Here is a 22,125-nt window from a genome sequence, read left to right as displayed (position 1 = left end):
CGGCACACACGGCACGCACGGCGGCGACGCGCACGGCACACACGGCACGCACGGCGGCGACGCGCACGGCACACACGGCACGCACGGCGGCGACGCGCACGGCACACACGGCACGCACGGCGGCGACGCGCATGGCACGCACAGCGGCGGCACGCGCGGCACGCACAGCGGCGACGCGCACGGCACGCGCGGCACAGGTCACCCGCGCCGTGCCCGGTCCGGAACTACACCACGGCTCCGGCGAGGACCGCGGCGACGACCTCGCGGACGTCCTCGGCGCCGGGAGGCGTGTCGTCCGAACCCGCGAAGCGCAGGTGCAGCGCTCCGACCAGGGTCGGTACGAGCACGGCGACGTCGGCGTCGGCCGCGACGCGCCCCAGGTCACGCTCGGCGTCGAGGTAGGCGGTGAGGATGACGGCGATCTCGGCGAGCACCGGGACACCGCCGACCGGCCGCGCCTCGCGCAGCCGCGTCCGCACCTGGTTCTGGAAGGTGACGAGGGCGACGATCGACACGGCGAGCGGCCCGAAGAGGCGCAGCACCGCGTCGGTGAGGTTGTCGATCACGGTGCGGGTCCCGGCGGCCTCGCGCAGCGCGGCGCCCTGCGGCCGCATCCGCTCGATGCGGTCCAGCACGAACTCCGCGAGGAAGGCGTCGAACGACTCGAAATGCCGGTGCAGGACACCCTTGGCGCAGCCGGCCTGAACGGTCACCGAGCGGCTGGTGAGCGCGTTCGGACCGTCCTGGAGCAGGATGTGCTCGGCGGCGCTGAACAGCTGCTCGCGCGGATCCCGGAGATGCACTCCCGTCGGCATTGTGCGTCCTCTTCGCCTTGTCGACCTCACCCGCGCTGACGACCGGGCAAGCGCCCACCAAGGTGGGCCCCCGCCCACCATACCGCAGGGGAACTCACGTTCGCCGCGCCGGGACACCGGCCCGCGGACCCGTGGGATTCCCCGGACCACCGGGGCCGCCGGCACTCCCGCGCCACCGGCGCGAAGGCCGGCCCGGCGCCCAAAGCGCGGCCACACAACCACGGCGACGAGAGCCCTTGGCGGACACCCCCGGAAGGAGCCCTCCACCTTGATCGTGGACACCTCGACACTGGATTTTGAGTCCAGGGAGAGGAGTCCCAGGTGGGACCTATAAATACTCGGCGGAGTTCCGGGCGGACGCGGTGGCGCCGGCCCGTTCGTCGGGCCGGCCCGTCTCGCGCATCGCCGCCGAGCTCGGCGTGAACCACGAGACGCTGCGGCAGTGGATCAAGACCGCGGAGCATGCCGAGCGGCCCGAGGCGGTCGCACAGTCCACGAAGGACGCGGAGATCGCGGCCTTGCGCGAGCAGGTCCGCGAGCTGGAGAGGGAACGCGACATCCTGCGCCGGGCGGCCAAGTATTTCGCGGGCGAGACGAACTGGTGAGCCGCTTCGAGCTCGTCACCGACGCGCTCAACGCGGCCGTCCGCACGCGCGGCGGCAGGGTGGACGGCGTCATCTTCCACAGCGATCACGGGGCTCGATACGGGTCGAAGACATTCGCCGACGCCTGCCACCAGGCCGGGATCCGCCGGTCCAGGGCAGCGGTCGGCACCTCCGCGGACAACGCCGCCGCGGAGTCGTTCTTCGCCTCGCTCGAGCGGGAGGTCCTGCCCGGCCGGCGCGGCTGGCCGACCGCACGAGCCGCCCGCCTCGCAGTCTTCCACTGGCTCGGCTTCTCCAACCACCGGCGCAGGCACTCCACAATCGGCTACCTCACGCCGGTCGCCTTCGAACAGAGATCCACTACGCCGGCCATCGCTGCATGACAACCGGTGTCCACGATCAAGGTGGAAGCCCCAAGCGGAAGAAGCCCAAGAAGTAGGGCACCGGAGCGCTCCGCTCACGCATCGCTCGCGCAAGCGATCTCACGACGCCCCGGCCATGTGACGCGACATACCCCGAGCAACACGAAAGCCCAGGTCACGGGCTATGTGACCTGGGCTTTTCCAGAGCCGCCTTCGGGATTCGAACCCGAGACCTACGCATTACGAGTGCGTTGCTCTGGCCATCTGAGCTAAGGCGGCGTGTCCTGCGCACCAGGGTGCGATCAGCGACGTCGGTAAGTCTACACAGTTTCGCAGGGTGCTTCGTACCGGCCCCGGGTGGGCACCGGGGCCGGTACGGGGACCGTGCGCGGCCGGCTACGCGCAGCGCTTCCCGTCCGCCGGCGGCGTGCCCCGCAGGAGGTAGGTGTTGATCGCGGAGTCGACGCAGGTGCTGCCGCGGCCGTAGGCGGTGTGGCCGTCGCCGTCGTAGGTGAGGAGGCGGCCGGAGGAGAGCTGGGCGGCCAGGGACTCGGCCCAGCGGTAGGGGGTCGCCGGGTCCCGGGTGGTGCCGACCACCACGATCGGCGCGGCGCCGTCGGCGGTGATGCGGTGGGGTTCGCCCGAGGGCTGGACCGGCCAGTACGCGCAGTTCAGGGAGGCCCAGGCGAGGCTCTCGCCGAAGACGGGGGACGCCTTCTCGAACTCGGGGAGCGCGTCGCGGACCTCGTCGGGCGAGGAGAAGGCCGCCGGGAGGTCGAGGCAGTTCACGGCGGCGTTGGCGGACATGAGGTTGGTGTAGGTGCCGTCGGGGTCGCGTTCGTAGTAGCTGTCGGACAGGGCCAGCAGGCCGGTGCCGTCGTTCTTCCGCATCGCGGCCGTCAGGGCCTCGCGCAGCTGCGGCCAGGCGCCCTCGTCGTACATGGCGGCGATGACGCCCGTGGTGGCCAGGGACTCGGTGAGTTCGCGGCCGTCGGCGTCGCCGGTGCGGACCGGCCGGGCGTCCAGCTCCTCGAAGAACGCCTTCAGGTTCTCGCCCACCTGTCCGGGCCCGGTGCCCTCGCCGCCGAGCGGGCACCCGGAGCGCCGTACGCAGTCCTCGGCGAAGGACCGGAAGGCGGTGTCGAAGCCGGCCGTCTGCTCCCTGTTCAGCCGCCGGGCGGGCAGGGAGGGGTCCATCGCGCCGTCCAGCACCAGCCGGCCCACCCGGTCCGGGAACAGCCCCGCGTACGTCGCCCCGAGGAACGTCCCGTACGACGCCCCCACGTACGTCAGCCTCTCGTCGCCCAGCACCCCGCGCAGCAGGTCCATGTCGCGGGCCGCTTCCACGGTCGAGACGTGCCGGAGCAGCTTGGGGGCGTCGGCGCCGCAGCCCTCGGCGAAGTCCTGGTAGGCGGCGACGAGCGCCTCGGTCTCCCGCTCGTCGTCCGGAGTGACGTCCGTCCGCGTGTACGCGTCCATCTTCCGGCCCTTGAGGCACTCCACGGGCTCGCTGCGGGCCACGCCCCTCGGGTCGACGGCCACCATGTCGTAGCGGGCGCGCACCTCCTCGGGGTAACCGACGCCGGCGTACTGCTGGAGGTAGCCGACCGCGGAGCCGCCCGGGCCGCCCGGGTTCACCAGCAGCGATCCGAGCCGTTTCCCGGGGCCGGTGGCCTTCTTGCGGGCCACGGCGAGGCGGACGTCCCCGTCGGACGGGTGCGCGTAGTCGAGCGGGGCCTTCATCGTGGCGCACTGGAAGCCGGGGACACCGCAGTCGCGCCAGTTCAGTTTCTGCCCGTAGTACGGCGCCAGGTCCGACGGCGTGGCCCGGGGCAGCGCGGCCAGCACCCCTTCCGGGGCCGGGCTCGCCGAGGACGACGCGCCCGTCGAGGAACACGCGGCGGCGAACAGCGCGGCGGCGAGGAGTGCGAGACCGGTACGGGTTCTGCGGAGAGTGCGCCTTGTGTGCATCCGGCGAGCGTAACGCTCCGCGCCGACTCGAACGCCCTGCGTGGTCGATGTGGCCACGGACGGGTTACCCGGCCCCTGCCCCCTCGCTCGCCTTCACCCGGTCCCGCCATGTCTGACCAGGGACGACCAGGTCTGTTCCGCTCCCACCCGGTTTCGTCCGGTCTCCGGCGCCGTCCGCTCAGCCCGATCTCAGCGCCATCGTCATCGCCTCCACGGCCAGCAGCGGTGCCACGTTGCGGTCCAGGGCCTGGCGGCAGGCGGCGATCGCCTCGATACGGCGGAGCGTGGCCTCCGGGGTGCCGGCGCGCGCCATCCGCTCCAGGGCGTCCTCCACGTCCGCGTTGGCGATGGCGGTCCGGGAGCCGAGCTGGAGGGCGAGGACGTCGCGGTAGAAGGCGGTGAGGTCGGTCAGGGCCAGGTCGAGGCTGTCGCGCTGGGTGCGGGTCCTGCGCCGCTTCTGCTTGTCCTCCAGGTCCTTCATCACCCCCGCCGTGCCGCGCGGCATCCGGCCGCCCTGTGCCGCGCCCAGTGCCGCCTTCAGCTCCTCCGTCTCCTTGCCGTCCACCTCCTCGGCGAGCTGCTTGGCGTCCTCGCTCGCCGCGTCGACCAGTTCCTGGGCGGCCTTGAGCGCGCCGCCGACCTCCTCGACGCGCTGCGGCAGCTTCAGTACGGCGGCGCGGCGCGCGCGGGCGGCGGGGTCGGTGGCCAGCCGCCGGGCCCGGTCGACGTGGCCCTGGGTGGCGCGGGCCGCGGCGGCGGCGACGTCCGGTTCGACGCCCTCGCGGCGTACGAGCATGTCGGCGACGGCGTCGACGGACGGCGTACTCAGGTTCAGATGGCGGCAGCGGGAGCGGATCGTGGGCAGGACGTCCTCGATCGAGGGGGCGCACAGGAGCCAGACCGTACGGGGGGCCGGTTCCTCGACGGCCTTGAGGACGGCGTTGGCCGACTTCTCGTTCAGCCGCTCGGCGTCCTCGACGAGGATGATCTGCCAGCGGCCGCCCGCCGGCGAGGTGAACGACTTGCGGACGGTGTCCCGCATGTCCTCCACCAGGATCTGCGCGCCCACCGCGGCGACCGTGCTGACGTCCGCGTGGGTGCCGACGAGCGCGGTGTGGCAGCCGTCGCAGAACCCGCAGCCGGGGACGCCGCCGAGCGCGCGGTCGGGGCTCACGCACTGCAGCGCGGCGGCGAAGGCCCGCGCCGCCCTCGTCACTCCGGCGCCGGGCGGGCCGGTGAACAGCCAGGCGTGCGTCATCTTCGACACCCCGGGCGGCGGGGCGTCGGCCGCGGCGGCCACGACCAAGGCGTCGGCGTCCCGGGCGGCGGCGGTGAGCTGCTCGCTCACCCGCTCCTGTCCGACCAGGTCGTCCCATACGGTCATGGGTCACGCCGTCCTTCCCCACGCTGTCCGTGCACTGCCCGGCACGGCCGGCGCACTGCCCGCGCACCGGCTGTCATCGCCCTCCGCGCCGCCTTTCGCGCCGCGTCCCTCCATTGTGGAGGCGGCCACTGACAACGGGCCGCCGACGGTCCGGACGCCACGGGTCAGCCACCGCCGACGGCCCCGATACGCCCGCCGACACCGACGCCGACGTCCCGCGTGCGCCCGCCGATCCGGACACCCACAGCCCGGACACTCCCGCCGACACCGACACCGACAGCCCGGACACGCTCACCGGTTCGGTCACGCCTGCCGGTCAGCGGCCCCGGCCGCCCCGGCCCCGGCCGCCTTCGTCGTCGCCGTCGTCCGCGCGCGGGCCGAGCAGCTCGTCCGCCAGTGTCGGCAGGTCGTCCAGCGGCGTCTCCTCGGCCCAGTCGGGCCGGGTCCGGCGCCGCGGCGCCTGGTCGGGCTCGACCTGCGGCAGCTCCCGCGTACGGTCCACGCCGTCATCCGGCCCGGACTGCCCGGCGCCCCGCTCCTCGTCCCGGAAGTAACCCGGCGGGAACCGGTCAGCCGGCGCGTCCTCGCGCACCTGGGGCAGCACCGCCGTCTCATCGGCCGCACCGGGCGCCACCGACGGCAGCTCCGCCGTCGCCTCCGCCTCACCGGGCCGCACACCCGGCAGCTCCGCCGTCACCTCCGCCTCACCCGGCCGCACACCCGGCAGCTCCGCCGTCACCTCCGCCTCACCCGGCGAAGCCTGCGCCCCCGCCGGAGCCGACGCGGCCGACGCCACCGGCGGCACCGGCAGTTCAGCCGTCACCTCGGCCTCGGAGACCCCGGACGGCGCCCCGGAGCGCCCGTCCTCGTCCCCGTCGTCCTTGAAGAGGCTGATGCGCTCGCCCCGCCCTCCGGTGGAGGGGCGGTCGGCGGGCTCGTCCCGCACCTGCCGCAGTACCGCCGTCTCCTCCAGCGGTCCGCCGGAGGCGTTGGTCGGCGTGACCAGCGGTGTCGGCACGGTCATCGCGTCCGGGGGCGTCTGGCGCCGGGGGGCGTCCGCCGCGGGCGGGGCCGTGGGCCGCGGCCCGGCCGCCACCGCCGCAGCCGCCTGTTCCGCCGCCCGGCGGGCCTCCTCGGCGCGCAGCAACGCCTCCTCGGCCTTGCGCTGCTTCTCCAGACGCCTGGCCTCGGCCTCGGCCCGCAGCCGCGCCTCCTCCTCGGCCTGCCTGCGCAGGCGCTCCTGCTCGGCCTTGCGCCGGGCCTCCTCCTCGGCCCGCGCCTTCTCCTCCGCGAGGAGCCGCTGCCGTTCCTGCTCGGCCCTGCGGCGCGCTTCCTCGGCCCGCTGCCGGGCCTCCTCCGCCTGCCGTTCGGCCTCGCGCCGCTGCGCCTCCTCCAGCTCGCGCCGCTTGCGCTCTTCCTCCTCCTTGCGCAGCCGCTCCAGCTCCGCCAGCCGCTCGCGCTCCAGCCGCTCTTCCTCGGCCTTGCGCGCGGCCTCCTCCTCGGCCCTGCGACGCGCCTCCTCCTCGGCCTTGCGACGCGCTTCCTCCTGCGCCTTGATCTCGGCCGCGGACAGCGGCAGCACCCGGTCGAGCCGGTGCCGTACGGCGGTGGTGACGGCCTCGGGCTCCTGGCCGGCGTCGACCACCAGGTACCGCCCGGGGTCGGCGGCGGCCAGGGTCAGGAAACCGGCCCGTACGCGCGCGTGGAACTCGGCGGGCTCCGACTCCAGCCGGTCGGGCGCCTCGGTGAACCGCTCCCGGGCGGTCTGCGGCGATACGTCCAGCAGGACCGTCAGGTGCGGCACCAGCCCGTTCGTCGCCCAGCGGTTGATACGGGCGATCTCGGTCGGGGACAGGTCACGGCCGGCCCCCTGATAGGCCACCGAGGAGTCGATGTACCGGTCGGAGATGACGACCGCGCCGCGCTCCAGCGCGGGCCGCACCACCGTGTCGACGTGCTCCGCGCGGTCGGCGGCGTACAGCAGCGCCTCCGCGCGGTGCGACAGTCCGGCGCTGGAGACGTCCAGCAGGATGGAGCGCAGCCGCTTGCCGACCGGCGTCGCGCCCGGCTCACGGGTGAGGACGACCTCGTGGCCCTTGCCCCGGATCCACTCGGCGAGCGCCTCGGCCTGGGTGGACTTCCCGGCGCCGTCGCCGCCCTCCAGGGCGATGAAGAACCCGCCGGCCGCGGGCGCCTGCACCGGGTCGTCGCCGCCGAGCAGCGCGTCGCGCAGGTCCTGCCGCAGCGGCACCCCGGAACGGTCGTCGACCTTGGCCAGCACCAGCGCCGCCACCGGCAGCAGCAGCGCGCCGACCAGCATCAGCGTGAACGCCGCGCCGCCGTGCGCGAAGACGAACCTGCCGTTCTCCAGCCGGTGCGGCCCGATGCCCGCGGCCACCAGCGGGGCGATCACGGCGGCGAGCGCCACGACGAACCGCACGCACGCGTGCAGGTGCTCGGTCGTCCGGGCCCGGCGGGCCTCCTCGGTCTCCTGGTCGAGCAGGGTGTGCCCCACGTTGGCGGCCACGCCCGCGCAGGCACCGGCCAGCGCCAGGAGCAGCAGCACGGTGGTGCCGTCCGGGACCAGGCCGGCCACCAGCAGGACGATGCCCTCGACGGCGATCGCCAGGGCCAGCAGCCGTCGGCGGGACAGCGAGGGCAGCAGGGCGCGCGCCGTGCGGATGCCGACGACCACGCCGCCGGTCAGCAGGCCCACCGCCAGCCCGTACAGCACCGGTCCGCCGCCCAGGTCCTTGGCGTGCAGGACGGCCACGGCGACGGCGGCGGCCACCGCGCCGGCGACCGCGGCGCAGGCCAGCACCAGCAGCGGCAGCACTCCCGTACGGCCCTTGTCGGCGCCCGTGCCGCTCCTCGGGCGGCGCAGCCCCTCCAGCGGCGACCGCGCGCGCGGGGTGCGCGCGGCGGGCAGTTCCAGGAAGGCCACCACCGACACCGACGCGGCGAACAGTCCGGCCGCGAGGTACGAGGCGAGGGCCGCCTGGTGCTCGGCGAACCAGTCGATCCCCGCGCCCAGGAGGTTGTTGAGCAGTCCGGCGACGACCAGCGCCACCGCCGCGAGCGGCACCGACACGAAGCCGGTACGCAGCGACAGCCGGCGCAGCGTGTCCATGTGGTCGGGCAGCGGGCGCACCGTCGCGCCCTCCAGGGGCGGCGCCGGCAGCAGCGCGGGGGCCGCGCTCTCCCGGCACACCGTCCAGAAGCGCTCGGCGACGCCGACCACGAAGACGGTCGCCAGGAGGGCGGCGAGGGCGTCGTCCGGCGTCCAGTCGATCCACAGCGGCGCGACGATCAGCAGCGCCGCCCGCAGGCCGTCGGCGCCGACCATCGTCCAGCGGCGGTCCAGCGGACCGTCCTGCGCGGTGAGCGAGGTGAGCGGTCCGAGCAGTACGGCGCCGAAGAGCACGGTCGCCAGGACGCGCACCGCGAAAACGGTCGCCACTGCGAACGCCACGCCACGGTAGCCACCGCCGAACGAGCCCACGGAGACGGCCGCCTGAACGGACAGCAGGACCAGCACCAGCAGGGCGAGCGTGTCGCCGACGCCGCCCACGAGATGGGCGCTCCACAAACGCCGCAGCTGCGGCCGGCGCAGCAGGGCACGGATGGCGCGCTCGCGGGAGTCCGCCACCAGCGCTTCGTCGGGGGCCGGGTGTGGGGCCGTGGGCTGCTCGGCTCGCGTCATGCGTTCAGCCTATCGGGAGCAGCCGACAACACCGCCTCCACGCCCGAACGTACGCGCGCCCCGACACCGAATCGATGCCGGGGCGTTCGTTTCGCGAAGAGAGGCGTTCCACGAAGGGGCGTTCCACGAAGGACATTCACGAAGAGGAGGTCCCACGAAGAGGACGTCCCGCGAAGAGGACGTCCCGCGAAGGGGATGCCCCGCGAGAGGGACGTCCCGTGAAGAGGACGTCCCACGAAGAGGGGACCTCAGCCTTCGGCGCCCTTCGACGCGGTGGCCTTCTTGGCGGCTCCCGTCGTCTCCTCGGCCGCGGCGGCGGACGTCGTCCTCGCGGCGCTCTTCTTCACGGCGGTCTTCTTCGCCGCCGTCGCCTTCGCGGCGGTCTTCTTCGCCGCCGTCTTCTTCGCCGCCGTCTTCTTCGCCGCCGTCTTCTTGGCGGCCGTCTTCTTCGCCGGGGCCTTCTTCGCGGCGGACTTCTTCGCCGTCTTCTTGGCCGGTCCCTTGGCCCGCTTCTCGGCGAGCAGTTCGTAACCGCGCTCCGGAGTGATCTCCTCCACGCTGTCGCCGGAGCGCAGCGTCGCGTTGGTCTCCCCGTCGGTGACGTACGGGCCGAAGCGGCCGTCCTTGACCACGACCGGCCTCTGGCTGACCGGGTCGGTGCCCAGTTCCTTCAGCGGCGGCTTGGCCGCGGCCCGACCGCGCTGCTTGGGCTGGGCGTAGATCGCCAGCGCCTCCTCCAGCGTGATCGTGAAGAGCTGTTCCTCGGAGGTGAGGGACCGCGAGTCCGTGCCCTTCTTGAGGTACGGGCCGTAGCGGCCGTTCTGCGCGGTGATCTCCACGCCCTCGGCGTCGGTGCCGACGACCCGCGGCAGCGACATCAGCCTCAGGGCGTCGTCCAGCGTCACCGTGTCCAGCGACATGGACTTGAAGAGGGAGGCCGTGCGCGGCTTGACCGCGTTCTTCCCGGTCTTCGGGGTGCCCTCGGGGAGCACCTCGGTGACGTACGGGCCGTAGCGGCCGTCCTTGGCGACGATCGTGTGCCCGGTGGCCGGGTCGGTGCCCAGTTCGAAGTCGCCGCTCGGCTTGGCGAGCAATTCCTCCGCCAGCTCGACGCTCAGCTCGTCGGGCGCCAGGTCCTCGGGGACGTCGGCCCGCTGGTGGTTCTCGGAGTCCTTCTCACCGCGCTCGACGTACGGGCCGTAACGGCCGACCCGCAGCACGATGCCGTTGCCGACCGGGAACGAGGAGACCTCCCGGGCGTCGATCGCGCCGAGGTCGGTCACCAGTTCCTTGAGCCCGCCGAGGTGGTCGCCGTCACCGTTGCCGGCCTCGGCCGCCGTACCCGTGCCGGCGCCCTCACCGAAGTAGAACCGCCGCAGCCACGGCACGGCCTGGGCCTCGCCGCGGGCGATGGCGTCGAGGTCGTCCTCCATCTTGGCGGTGAAGTCGTAGTCGACGAGCCGCCCGAAGTGCTTCTCCAGGAGGTTGACCACGGCGAAGGAGAGGAAGGACGGGACGAGCGCCGTGCCCTTTTTGAAGACGTAGCCGCGGTCGAGGATCGTGCCGATGATCGACGCGTACGTCGAGGGGCGGCCGATCTCGCGCTCCTCCAGCTCCTTGACCAGCGACGCCTCGGTGTAGCGGGCCGGGGGCTTGGTGGCGTGGCCGTCGACCGTGATCTCCTCGGCGGTGAGGGCGTCGCCCTCGCTCACCTGGGGCAGCCGGCGCTCACGGTCGTCCAGCTCGGCGTTGGGGTCGTCGGCGCCCTCGACGTACGCCTTGAGGAAGCCGTGGAAGGTGATCGTCTTGCCGGACGCGCTGAACTCGACGTCCCGGCCGTCGGCCGCCGTGCCACCGATCTTGACGGTGACGCTGTTGCCGGTGGCGTCCTTCATCTGGGAGGCGACGGTCCGCTTCCAGATCAGCTCGTACAGCTTGAACTGGTCGCCGGTCAGGCCGGTCTCGGCGGGCGTGCGGAAGCGGTCGCCGGAGGGGCGGATGGCCTCGTGCGCCTCCTGCGCGTTCTTGACCTTCCCGGCGTACGTCCGCGGCCGCTCGGGCAGGTAGTCGGCGCCGTACAACTGCGTGACCTGGGCGCGGGCGGCGGAGACCGCCGTGTCGCTCAGCGTCGTCGAGTCCGTACGCATGTAGGTGATGTAGCCGTTCTCGTACAGCTTCTGCGCGACCTGCATCGTCGCCTTCGCCCCGAAGCCGAGCTTGCGGCTCGCCTCCTGCTGGAGCGTCGTCGTACGGAACGGGGCGTACGGCGAGCGGCGGTACGGCTTGGACTCGACGGAGCGGACGGAGAAGGCGGTGCTCTCCAGGGCGGCGGCGAGCGCGCGGGCGTTCGCCTCGTCGAGGTGGAGGGTGTTCGCGCTCTTGAGCTGTCCCAGGGAGTCGAAGTCGCGGCCCTGCGCGACCCGCTTCCCGTCGACGCTCTGCAGGCGGGCGACGAGGGAGGAGGGGTCGCTCGCGTCCCCGGCCCGGCCGGTGCCGAACGTGCCGGTCAGGTCCCAGTACTCGGCCGAACGGAAAGCGATCCGCTCGCGTTCCCGCTCGACGACGAGCCGGGTGGCGACGGACTGGACGCGGCCCGCCGACAGCCGCGGCATGACCTTCTTCCACAGGACCGGCGAGACCTCGTAGCCGTAGAGGCGGTCGAGGATGCGGCGGGTCTCCTGGGCGTCGACCAGCTTCTGGTTGAGCTGGCGCGGGTTGGCGACGGCGTCGCGGATCGCGTCCTTGGTGATCTCGTGGAACACCATGCGCTTGACCGGGATCTTGGGCTTGAGGACTTCCTGGAGGTGCCAGGCGATGGCCTCGCCCTCGCGGTCCTCATCGGTGGCGAGGAAGAGTTCGTCGGACTCCTTCAGCAGGTCCTTGAGCTTCTTGACCTGGGCCTTCTTGTCGGCGTTGACCACGTAGACGGGCTGGAAGTCGTGGTCGACGTCCACTCCGAGGCGGCGGACCTCACCGGTGTACTTCTCCGGCACCTCGGCGGCGCCGTTGGGGAGGTCGCGGATGTGCCCGACGCTCGCTTCGACGACGTAGCCGGGGCCGAGGTAGCCCTTGATCGTCTTCGCCTTGGCAGGCGACTCGACGATGACGAGTCGGCGGCCGCCGTTTGCGGTCTCGCTGGTCGGGGACAACTTCGCTCTTCTCTCCGGTCGGCGCTGGGGACTGCCCCAGGCGTGGCTCCGGGGTCGGGTCCTGCTTCCTTGTTCGCTCGTGACGCTGCGGAGTGTGACGGTACCTCCCGCCCCCGTGTCAAACGGGAAAAGCCCGCAACGGCCACTCGAACGGTAACCCGACCGACCCGCTTCCTGCCGCCCGGAGTGCCCACGGGCTTTTCTTGGTGTATCCGGAGCGCGATCTTTCGGTTACGCCCCGGGCGGCGTCCGGAACCCCCGGAATCCGCCGCGCGGAACTCCCGGCACGCGTCCGCGAGGGGCTCGCCGGTCGTTCGCCGGTCACTTGCCGGTCGTTTGCCGGGCGGCTCGCCAGGTGATTCGCCAGGCGGCACGTCCGTCGCTCGTCAGACGGTCGTGAGGTGCTCGTGAGGTGTTCGCGGGGGCGCTGGTGAGGTGTTCGTCGGAAGCGGGTCAGCGGTCGGTCAGCGGCGCGTCGCAGGCCTGCGGCAGGCACGCCCGCGGCGTACGTCGGACCTGCGCCAGGCATACCTCATACGTGCGCCAGACACCAGGCTCCGGCCGTCAGCGCGAGCACGCCGGCGATGCTCGCGACGGTCGCCGATGCGACGGGGCTCACACCCTGGGCGACGGGTCGCCGGTAGCGCACCTGGGTCGCCGTCCACGCCAGCAGACCGCCTCCGAACAGGACGAACACCACGCCCACGAAGATCGCCGATCCACGTTCCATGGCTCCCGTGCCCCTTGTTCTCCGTCCGCGAGTACCACGTCCCACGGAGGGTGACACGCGCGGGCGGCGGCCAGACGAAGCCGAGGTGAACAAGGAGCCGACGGACCTACGGGCCTACGGGCCGACAGGACACCTCACGGTCCCTTCCTGCGGCACCGGCAGGACGTGGCCGATTGGCGACGGTGTCCGTGCCGGTTCCGGCGCCCGTGCCGGTTCCTGTGCCCGTGCCCATGCCGGTTCCTGTGCCCGTGCCCGTACCGACGCCCGCGCCCGTACCGGTGGCCCGGAGCGAGGTCCCTCACTCCGCCGGTTCGATGAACCCCTGCTCCACCAGCAGCCGGATCTGCGCGGGCGTACGGTCCCGGAGCAGCACCGGGTCCTCCCCCAGCAGCCGCGCGATCGCGTCCAGGATGCGGCCCGCGCTCATCGTGCCGTCGCAGACGCCGGCGAACCCGGCCGCGACCGTGTCGACGCGGGTGGCCCGGCGCATGCCGCGGTTCTGCCGCAGGACGACGTGTTCCGGGTCCTCGGCGCCGGGCAGTCCGACCTGTTCCTGGACGACCTCACCGGCCAGGGTGAAGCGCGCTTCGAGCAGGGCCGCGTCGTCGTGCGCGCGCAGGTAGTCGAGCCGGTCGAAGTGGGCCCGGACCGTCTCACCGAGCGGCTGCTCGACCGGGTGCGGCCACTCCTCGACGGTGACCGAGGGCTCGGCGGCGTCACTGCGGCGCAGCGTGATCCAGCCGAAGCCGACGGCCCGCACCCCGCGCGCCTCGAACTCGTCCAGCCACGCGTCGTACCGCGCCTGGTACGTGGCCACGTCGTCACGGTGGTCACCCGCGTCCCGCAGCCACAGCTCGGCGTACTGCGTGATGTCCTGCACCTCGCGCTGCACGATCCAGGCGTCGCAGCCGCGCGGCACCCAGGAGCGGAGCCGGTCCGTCCATTCCTCCCCCGCCACGTGCTGCCAGTTGGCGAGGAACTGCGCGAACCCGCCGGCGGTCAGCCGTTCCCCCGCCTCCTGAACGAGCGTGCGGCACAGATCGTCCCCGCCCATCCCGCCGTCCCGGTACGTCAGCCGGGCGCCCGGCGAGATGACGAAGGGCGGGTTGGAGACGATCAGGTCGTACCGCTCGTCCTCCCGTACCGGCTCGAAGAGCGAACCCTCGCGCAGGTCCGCGCCGTGGGTCCCGGACAGGGCGAGGGTGAGGCGGGTGATGTGCAGGGCGCGCGGGTTGACGTCGGTCGCCGTCACGCGCGTGGCGTGCCGGGAGGCGTGCAGCGCCTGGATGCCGGAACCGGTGCCGAGGTCGAGGGCGGAGTCGACGGGCGTGCGGACGGTGAGCCCGGCCAGCGTCGTGGAGGCGCCGCCGACGCCCAGCACGACACCTTCCGCGCGGCTGCCGATGCCGCCCGCGCCGCCGACCGCGCAGCCCAGGTCGGAGACGATGAACCAGTCCTCGCCGCCGGGTCCGCCGTAGGGCCGTACGTCGACGGTGGCGGCCACCTCGTCGGCTCCGGCCCGCACCAGCCAGCCGCTCTCCAGGCAGTCGTCGACGGGCAGGATCGCCGCCACGCGCGCGTGCGGCACCGGCTGCTGGAGCAGGAACAGCCGTACCAGCAGCTCCAGCGGCGTGTCGCCGCGCGTGGCGCGCAGCGCGGGGACGGTCTCGCCGCGGGAGAGCGCCGCGTAGGCGGGGGCGCCGAGCAGCTCCAGCAGCCCGTCGGCGGTGTACGAGGCCCCGAGCAGCGCGTCCCGGAGCCGGGCGGCGGTGTCGGGGCGGTCGGATGCGGGCAGCGGGGAGAGGGCGTCGGCGTTACTCACGCCCCCATTGTGGCCCTGATCGCGCCCGCCGCCCGTCCGCCGACGGACCTCGGCTCGTCGCCCCTCAGCTCGTCGTCGCGGACGCCGACGCCGAGGCCGACTTGCAGCTGGCCTGCCTGGCCATCGCCTGGCCGACGTCGCCCTCCTCCAGCGCCTTGAGGGCGTCGTTGCCGCTCTCGCTGAGCTTGTTCAGCTCGGTGGCGATGTCCTTGAGCCCGTCGGCGAACTTCGCCTGGTCCTTGGTGTCCAGCTCCTCGACCTGCTTCTTCAGGGAGGCGTACGACGACGACAGCTGGTTCAGCTCGGCGACCGCGGCCTTCTGCTTCTTCTCGCCGTCCTCCACGTCCGGCGCCCCGGCCTTCCGCACGGCCGTGCCCATCGCCTTGTAGGCGTCCGACATGTCCTGGAACGCCTGGGCGTCGGTCTTCTGCACGTCGGCCGGCTGACTGCTGTCCGAGGTCTGCTTCTGGATCGCGGCGTTGGCGGCCTCGATCTTCTTCGCCTGCGGCTGTACGCCCTCGCAGACCTGCTGGGCCCAGGAGTTCAGCTTGTCGCTGTTGTCGTCGCCGCCGCATCCCGTCAGCGCCAGTACCAGTACCGCACCGCCGGACAGCGCGGCCGCGAGCTTCTTGTTCACCGGATTGGTCCCTTCCATGGCTCTCGGCCCCGGAACATACACGCCATCCGGGCGACAACCGCGCTACCAACATCCGATAAGACCACCGTTGCAGCCATTTGCACCAAGCGAGAGAAGGCTCACGGGAGCCGCACGGAAGCGCTGGTGAGAGGGTGCGCACGCACACGGCGCGGGCGGTCGGGGCGTCAAAAGGGCCCGACCGCCCGCTTCTTGGCCTCCAGTGGCTCGGCCGCCCTACGAAACCACCGCCGGATCCGCCGGTTCGGGCTCCCGTCCGCCGGCGTCCTCGTCCCCCACCGCGGTGCCGCGCCGCTTGGAGACGACCACCGCGCCGGTGATGACGAGGAAGGCGACCGCCGCGATCAGCACCCGGACCCCGACGTTCTCGTCCGGGCCGTACGAGAACTTGATCACGGCCGGCGCGATGAGCAGCGCCACCAGGTTCATGACCTTCAGCAGCGGGTTGATGGCCGGTCCGGCGGTGTCCTTGAAGGGGTCGCCGACCGTGTCGCCGATGACGGTGGCGGCGTGCGCCTCGCTGCCCTTGCCGCCGTGCCGGCCGTCCTCGACCAGTTTCTTGGCGTTGTCCCAGGCCCCGCCGGAGTTGGCGAGGAACACCGCCATCAGGGTGCCGGCGCCGATCGCGCCCGCCAGGTAGGCGCCCAGGGCGCCGACGCCGAGGGTGAAGCCGACGAAGACGGGCGCCATGACGGCGAGCAGCCCGGGCGTGGCGAGTTCGCGCAGGGCGTCCCGGGTGCAGATGTCGACGACCTTGCCGTACTCCGGGGTCTCGGTGTGGTCCATGATCCCGGGCCGCTCCCGGAACTGCCGCCGCACCTCGAGGACCACCGATCCCGCCGACCGCGACACCGCGTTGATCGCCAGTCCGGAGAAGAGGAAGACGACCGCCGCGCCCGCGATCAGCCCGACGAGGTTGTTGGGCTGGGAGATGTCCATCATCAGGCTCATCGGCGCACCCTCCCCGCCGAGCCGCTCGCCGACGTCCCGCGCGCCGGTGGTGATGGCGTCGCGGTACGACCCGAAGAGCGCCGCCGCCGCCAGGACGGCCGTGGCGATGGCGATGCCCTTGGTGATGGCCTTGGTGGTGTTGCCGACCGCGTCCAGGTCGGTGAGCACCTGCGCGCCCTCGCCCTGGACGTCGCCGGACATCTCGGCGATGCCCTGAGCGTTGTCGGAGACCGGCCCGAAGGTGTCCATGGCGACGATCACGCCGACCGTGGTGAGCAGGCCGGTGCCGGCCAGCGCCACCGCGAACAGCGCCAGCATGATCGACGCACCGCCGAGCAGGAAGGCCCCGTAGACGCCGAGGCCGATCAACAGGGCGGTGTAGACGGCGGATTCCAGGCCGATGGAGATGCCGGCCAGGACGACGGTGGCCGGGCCGGTGAGCGAGGTCTTGCCGATGTCCCTGACGGGGCGCCGGGTGGTCTCGGTGAAGTAACCGGTGAGCTGCTGGATCAGCGCGGCGAGCACGATGCCGATGGCCACCGCGACGAGCGCGAGGAGCCGCGGGTCGCCGCTCCTGCCCGCGATGGCCGCGTCGGTGACGCCGTCCAGTTCCGCGTACCTCCCCGGGAGGTGGACGAAGACGGCGACCGCGACCAGGACCAGCGAGATCACCGCGGAGACGAAGAAGCCCCGGTTGATCGCGCTCATCCCGCTGCGGTCGGCCCGCCTCGGCGCCACCGCGAAGATACCGATCATGGCGGTGACCACGCCGATCGCCGGGACCAGGAGCGGGAACGCCAGCCCGGCGTCCCCGAAGGCCACCTTGCCGAGGATCAGGGCGGCCACCAGGGTCACGGCGTAGGACTCGAAGAGGTCGGCGGCCATGCCCGCGCAGTCCCCGACGTTGTCGCCCACGTTGTCGGCGATGGTCGCGGCGTTGCGCGGATCGTCCTCCGGGATGCCCTGCTCGACCTTGCCCACCAGGTCGGCGCCGACGTCGGCGGCCTTGGTGAAGATGCCGCCGCCCACCCTCATGAACATCGCGATCAGTGCCGCGCCGAGCCCGAAGCCCTCCAGGACCTTCGGCGCGTCGGCCGCGTACACCAGCACCACACAGGAGGCGCCCAGCAGGCCGAGCCCCACCGTGAACATGCCGACGACGCCGCCCGTACGAAAGGCGATCTTCATCGCTCTGTGCGAGACGAGGGTGAGGTCCTTTCTCGGTTCACCCGGCCCCGGCGTCGCCTCCCGGGCCGCCGCGGCGACGCGCACATTACTGCGCACGGCGAGCCACATGCCGATATATCCGGTGGCCGCCGAGAACGCCGCGCCGACCAGAAAGAAGATCGAACGTCCGGCCCGCTGATTCCAGTCGTCCGCGGGCAGCAGCATGAGCAGGAAGAACACCACGACGGCGAATACGCCGAGGGTGCGCAACTGCCGGGCCAGATAGGCGTTGGCGCCTTCCTGGACGGCGGCCGCGATCTTCTTCATGCCGTCGGTTCCCTCGCCGGCCGCGAGCACCTGGCGCACCAGGACGCCCGCGACCACCAGCGCCGCCAGGGCCACGACGGCGATGACGGCGACGAGCAGGCGGTTGCCGTCGGTCAGGACCGCGGCCAACTGCTGTGAGGTGGAAAGCTCCGCCATTCGTCCTCCTTGACGCTTGGGCTGAGCTCAAGATGTGGACGGATTCTAGATACCGGAACCGGTTCTCAATAGAGCATGACAAAAGTATTCGTCCCGTCAAGCGGGAAGAGTAATGCCTTTGACGCATTGACCCGGCCGGGCTGAGATCAATAGGCGCGATTCAGCTTTACAGAATCGGACTTCCCGTAAAGGAATTCGCTCGGCTCCCGCACGGAACCACTGTATGCGCGGGCCCCGACTTCCGCACACGGCAAAGGGCCCTACGTGGTAGGGCCCTTCGGATTCGGTGAACGCGGACGGTCGTCAGACCAGGGGCGGCAGGCCGGGGGGCGGGGTGGTCGGCCAGGTCATACGGATCAGCCCGCCGTCCGCCCCGGCCTTGACCTCCACGTCGTCGACGAGCCCGCTGATGACCGCGAGGCCCATCTCGTCCTCATCGGCCTCCGGGTCGTCACCGGCGGCACCGGGAGCACCGCCGCCGGGCGCGTGCGGCGCCTCGTCGCCGACCTCGATGGAGAACTGCTTCTCCTCCTCGATCAGCGACACCTTCACGGGCGCCGTGATGCCGCCGTTCCGGTGCAGTCCCACGGCCCGGGTGCAGGCCTCGCCGACGGCGAGCCTGACCTCGTCGAGAACGGCCTCGTCCACTCCGGCCCTGCGCGCCACCGCGGCCGCCACCAGCCGGGCGGTACGGACGTGCTCGGGCAGCGCGCTGAAGCGGAGTTCAACGGTGGCCATGCATCCCCCTCGGAACTACGGGCGTGCTGTCGGGGGCCGGGCCGCCGAGAGCCCGGCCCCCTGCTGCAACTGCGCGCCGCCCCGGCCCCGAGGGCCCGGGACGGCGGTGGTCGTTCAGTCGGTGGCCGCTACCGCTTCCTCGACCGAGGTGTGGATCGGGAACACCTTAGTGAGGCCGGTGATGCGGAAAATCTTCAGAATGCGCTCCTGGTTGCAGACCAGGCGCAGCGAGCCCTCGTGGGCGCGCACCCGCTTCAGGCCGCCGACCAGCACGCCGAGCCCGGTGGAGTCGAGGAAGTCCACGCCCTCCATGTCGACGACAAGGTGGAAACTGCCGTCATTCACCAGCTCGACCAACTGCTCGCGCAGCTTGGGCGCGGTATACACGTCGATTTCGCCACCGACCCTGACGATCGTGCGATCGCCCATGGTCTCGGTCGACAGGGACAGGTCCACGGATCCTCCAGCACCTTGCTATCGAGCGGTCGCCCCTCGGGGTTACCTCGGCTTGGAGCCCCCGGGACGGTTCGCCAGCCGCGATGGCATTCAATCACTTACCGGCAGGCGTGCACGACGCCTTCGTCCCATTGTCCGTCACGCCAGTGACAGACTCGGTGCCGATGGCCGAGAATCACCGTTCCGAAGGACTCCCGACGGACCCCGTTCCCCGGCCGGATCCGGGCGCGGTCCTGGACCGGCTCGCCGCGGGGCAAAGCCGGGCTTCGCGCATCACTCATACGGAGCACTTGCCCCCGCGCGCGGGACGCCATGCCCCCTGGCCGGACCGGATTCGCCCCGAGGTGCTCGCCGCGGTGCGGGCGGCGGGCATCGAACACCCCTGGGCCCACCAGGCACGGGTGATCGAGCACGCCCTCGACGGCGACTCGGTGGTCGTCGCCACGGGCACCGCCTCCGGCAAGTCCCTGGCCTATCTGGTACCGGTCCTGTCGGCCCTTCTGGACGGCTCCGAGGCACCGAACGGCCGGGGCGCCACCGCCCTCTACCTGGCTCCGACGAAGGCCCTCGCCGCGGACCAGTACCGATCGGTGAAGGAACTTTCACAACCTCTCCGGACCGCGGTGCGCGCCGCCGTCCACGACGGCGACACCCCGTTCGAGGAACGCGAATGGATTCGTCAGTACGCCACCTTCGTCCTCACCAATCCGGACATGCTGCACCGCGGCGTCCTGCCCGCCCACCCCCGCTGGTCCTCCTTCCTCAGGGCGCTGAAGTACGTCGTCATCGACGAATGCCACACCTACCGCGGCGTGTTCGGCTCGCACGTCGCCCAGGTCCTGCGCCGGCTGCGCAGGCTCTGTGCCCGCTACGGCTCCTCCCCCGTCTTCCTGCTGGCCTCCGCCACCGCCGCCGAGTCCGCGACGGCCGCCCGCCGGCTCACCGGCCTGCCGGTGGTGGAGGTCGCGGACGACGCCTCACCCCGAGGTGAACTGGTGTTCGCCCTCTGGGAACCGCCGTTGACCGAGCTGGAGGGCGAGAAGGGCGCGCCCGTCCGCCGCACCGCCACCGCCGAGGCCGCCGACCTCCTCACCGGCCTCACCGTGCAGGGCATGCGCTCCATCGCCTTCGTCCGCTCCCGGCGCGGCGCCGAACTGATCTCCGTCATCGCCCAGGAACGCCTCGCCGAGGTGGACCGGTCACTGTCCCGGCGCGTCGCCGCGTACCGCGGCGGCTATCTGCCCGAGGAGCGCCGCGCCCTCGAACGCGCCCTGCACTCCGGTGAGCTCCTCGGGCTCGCGGCGACCAACGCCCTGGAACTCGGCGTCGACATCTCCGGCCTGGACGCCGTGGTGATCGCCGGTTACCCGGGCACCCGCGCGTCGCTGTGGCAGCAGGCGGGCCGGGCGGGACGGTCCGGGCAGGGGGCGCTGGCCGTCCTGGTCGCCCGCGACGACCCGCTGGACACCTTCCTCGTCCACCACCCCGAGGCCCTCTTCGACCAGCCCGTCGAGTCCACCGTCCTCGACCCCGACAACCCCTACGTGCTCGCCCCGCACCTGTGCGCGGCGGCGGCCGAGCTGCCGCTGACGGAGGAGGACCTGGAGCTGTTCGGCCCCGCGTGCGCGGAGCTGCTGCCGCAGCTGGAGGCCGCGAAGCTGCTCCGGCGCCGGACCCGGGCCTGGCACTGGACGCGCCGCGAACGGGCCGCCGACCTCACCGACATCCGCGGCGGGGGCGGGCGCCCGGTCCAGGTCGTCGAGGAGGGCACGGGCCGGCTCCTCGGCACGGTCGACGCCGGCGCCGCCCACACCACGGTCCACGAGGGCGCGGTCCACCTGCACCAGGGGCGCACGTATCTGGTGCGGTCGCTCGACCTGGACGATTCGGTCGCCCTGGTCGAACAGGCCAGTCCGCCCTACTCCACGGTGGCCCGCGACACCACCGCCGTCTCCGTCCTGGAGACCGACATCGAGGTCCCCTGGGGTGACGGCCGCCTGTGCTACGGCTCCGTCGAGGTCACCAACCAGGTGGTCTCCTTCCTGCGCCGCCGCCTGATCACCGGAGAAGTCCTCGGCGAGACGAGACTCGACCTCCCTCCCCGTACGCTGCGCACCCGAGCCGTGTGGTGGACGGTCACCGAGGACCAGCTCGACGCCGCCCGGATCAGCCCGGAGATCCTCGGCGGCGCCCTGCACGCCGCCGAACACGCGTCGATCGGCATGCTGCCGCTCTTCGCCACCTGCGACCGCTGGGACATCGGCGGCGTATCGATCCCCCTGCACCCGGACACCCTCCTGCCCACGGTCTTCGTCTACGACGGTCACCCCGGCGGCGCCGGCTTCGCGGAGCGCGCCTTCCACACGGCCCGCGCGTGGCTCACCGCGACCCGCGAGGCCATCGCCTCCTGCGAGTGCGACACCGGCTGCCCGTCCTGCATCCAGTCCCCCAAGTGCGGCAACGGCAACGACCCGTTGCACAAGAGGGGCGCGGTACAGCTGCTCACGGTGCTGCTGCGGGGGGCTCCGCGAGAGACGCAGGAGGCGGAGGAGGCGGAGGAGGCAAGCGAGACGGTGGAGGCAGTGGAGACAGATGAGACCGTAGAGGCGGATGGGGTGAAAGAGGTGGAAGAGGTGGAAGAGGTGGAGGAGACGCGAGAGGCGGGAGAAACGAGGGAGACGTGAACTCCGGCGCGGGAGCCGAGGGGATCGGCGCCGCCGGACCCGCACGGGCCCTGACCTCCGCCGCGAACGGTCCCCGTCCCGACGCGGCCGTCACGTCCGACACCTGCCCGGTGAGCACGCACCGCACGATCCACGTGCCCTGCGCCCGTGCCACCCGGTCCGCTCCGGCGCACGCCCCGGCGCCGCCGAGTGCCCAGTGGTCCGCGGCCGCGAGTGCCGCCAGGTCGGCGCCGCCGGCCGCCCGGTGCCGGGCCACCACCGCCTGCCCCAGGGCCAGGACGACGCCGAAGACCACACACAGCACCGTGACGGCACCGACGCTCCAGACGGTGGCGGAGCCGCGGTCGGAGCACCGGCGGGCACACCGGCCGCGGCCCGAGAACCGCTGGAACCGCTGGAACCGCTCAGCCGCCCCTCGCCTGACTCCGCCTGCGCCCCTCACGGCCCCGC

The 22,125-nt window shown here is 72.6% G+C and carries 14 protein-coding genes, 1 tRNA gene and 1 pseudogene; 3 read left to right on the top strand and 13 right to left on the bottom strand.

From position 1 onward, the window contains the following. Positions 1–224 precede the first annotated feature (224 nt). Positions 225–815 (bottom strand): TetR/AcrR family transcriptional regulator, encoded by a 591-nt coding sequence (locus tag ACY1JF_RS10930; protein WP_462704827.1) that lies wholly within the window; start codon positions 813–815, stop codon positions 225–227. Positions 816–1,111: 296 nt separating this feature from the next. Here ACY1JF_RS10930 and ACY1JF_RS10925 point away from each other — a divergent pair, with 296 nt between their 5' ends. Both ACY1JF_RS10925 and ACY1JF_RS10920 read left to right on the top strand, forming a co-directional pair. Continuing rightward, complete coding sequence (locus tag ACY1JF_RS10925) at positions 1,112–1,420, top strand: transposase (protein ID WP_462704826.1); 309 nt, start codon at positions 1,112–1,114, stop codon at positions 1,418–1,420. After that, the gene (locus ACY1JF_RS10920) at positions 1,417–1,803 is read left to right on the top strand and encodes a transposase (RefSeq protein ID WP_462704825.1); all 387 of its coding nucleotides are present in this window, start codon (positions 1,417–1,419) and stop codon (positions 1,801–1,803) included. Before ACY1JF_RS10925 ends, ACY1JF_RS10920 begins: the two co-directional genes overlap by 4 nt. Positions 1,804–1,987: 184 nt before the next feature. Here ACY1JF_RS10920 and ACY1JF_RS10915 read toward each other — a convergent pair. From ACY1JF_RS10915 to bldG, 11 genes are all read right to left on the bottom strand, one after another. Continuing rightward, a tRNA-Thr gene (locus ACY1JF_RS10915) sits at positions 1,988–2,061 on the bottom strand. Positions 2,062–2,178: 117 nt separating this feature from the next. Further along, complete coding sequence (locus ACY1JF_RS10910) at positions 2,179–3,753, bottom strand: alpha/beta hydrolase (RefSeq protein ID WP_462704824.1); 1,575 nt, start codon at positions 3,751–3,753, stop codon at positions 2,179–2,181. A 178-nt stretch (positions 3,754–3,931) separates the two neighbouring features. Then, entirely contained in the window at positions 3,932–5,137 is a 1,206-nt protein-coding gene (locus tag ACY1JF_RS10905) for a DNA polymerase III subunit delta' (RefSeq protein ID WP_462704823.1), read from the bottom strand. A 316-nt stretch (positions 5,138–5,453) separates the two neighbouring features. Then, the gene (gene tmk / locus ACY1JF_RS10900; RefSeq protein ID WP_462704822.1) at positions 5,454–8,840 is read right to left on the bottom strand and encodes a dTMP kinase; all 3,387 of its coding nucleotides are present in this window, start codon (positions 8,838–8,840) and stop codon (positions 5,454–5,456) included. A gap of 248 nt (positions 8,841–9,088) precedes the next feature. Next, a complete protein-coding gene (topA, locus tag ACY1JF_RS10895; RefSeq protein ID WP_462704821.1) occupies positions 9,089–11,989 on the bottom strand; it encodes a type I DNA topoisomerase in 2,901 nt (966 codons plus the stop codon). Positions 11,990–12,521: 532 nt separating this feature from the next. Next, positions 12,522–12,719 carry a hypothetical protein gene (locus ACY1JF_RS10890; RefSeq protein WP_462704820.1) on the bottom strand — a complete coding sequence of 66 codons (198 nt, stop codon included), beginning with the start codon at positions 12,717–12,719 and terminating at the stop codon, positions 12,522–12,524. A gap of 298 nt (positions 12,720–13,017) precedes the next feature. Continuing rightward, positions 13,018–14,541, bottom strand: coding sequence for a DUF7059 domain-containing protein (locus tag ACY1JF_RS10885; RefSeq protein WP_462704819.1), 1,524 nt, complete (start codon positions 14,539–14,541; stop codon positions 13,018–13,020). Between the two features lie 64 nt (positions 14,542–14,605). After that, positions 14,606–15,196 (bottom strand): small secreted protein, encoded by a 591-nt coding sequence (locus ACY1JF_RS10880; protein ID WP_462704818.1) that lies wholly within the window; start codon positions 15,194–15,196, stop codon positions 14,606–14,608. Positions 15,197–15,412: 216 nt separating this feature from the next. Then, a complete protein-coding gene (locus ACY1JF_RS10875; protein WP_462704817.1) occupies positions 15,413–17,797 on the bottom strand; it encodes a sodium-translocating pyrophosphatase in 2,385 nt (794 codons plus the stop codon). A gap of 303 nt (positions 17,798–18,100) precedes the next feature. Further along, positions 18,101–18,535 (bottom strand): ATP-binding protein, encoded by a 435-nt coding sequence (locus tag ACY1JF_RS10870; RefSeq protein ID WP_462704816.1) that lies wholly within the window; start codon positions 18,533–18,535, stop codon positions 18,101–18,103. Positions 18,536–18,649: 114 nt separating this feature from the next. Then, the gene (bldG, locus tag ACY1JF_RS10865) at positions 18,650–18,991 is read right to left on the bottom strand and encodes an anti-sigma factor antagonist BldG (RefSeq protein WP_003991900.1); all 342 of its coding nucleotides are present in this window, start codon (positions 18,989–18,991) and stop codon (positions 18,650–18,652) included. 83 nt (positions 18,992–19,074) lie between these two features. Here bldG and ACY1JF_RS10860 point away from each other — a divergent pair, with 83 nt between their 5' ends. Next, the gene (locus ACY1JF_RS10860; RefSeq protein ID WP_462704815.1) at positions 19,075–21,675 is read left to right on the top strand and encodes a DEAD/DEAH box helicase; all 2,601 of its coding nucleotides are present in this window, start codon (positions 19,075–19,077) and stop codon (positions 21,673–21,675) included. Here ACY1JF_RS10860 and ACY1JF_RS10855 read toward each other — a convergent pair. After that, positions 21,671–22,030 (bottom strand): annotated as a pseudogene (locus ACY1JF_RS10855) (Rv3654c family TadE-like protein); the annotation flags it as partial. The gene ACY1JF_RS10860 and the pseudogene ACY1JF_RS10855 sit on opposite strands and share 5 nt — an antisense overlap. Positions 22,031–22,125: the final 95 nt, after the last annotated feature.

The sequence above is a fragment of the Streptomyces sp. SYSU D01066-1 genome, assembly GCF_054956795.1.
This window is presented reverse-complemented; position numbering and strand designations above follow the sequence as displayed.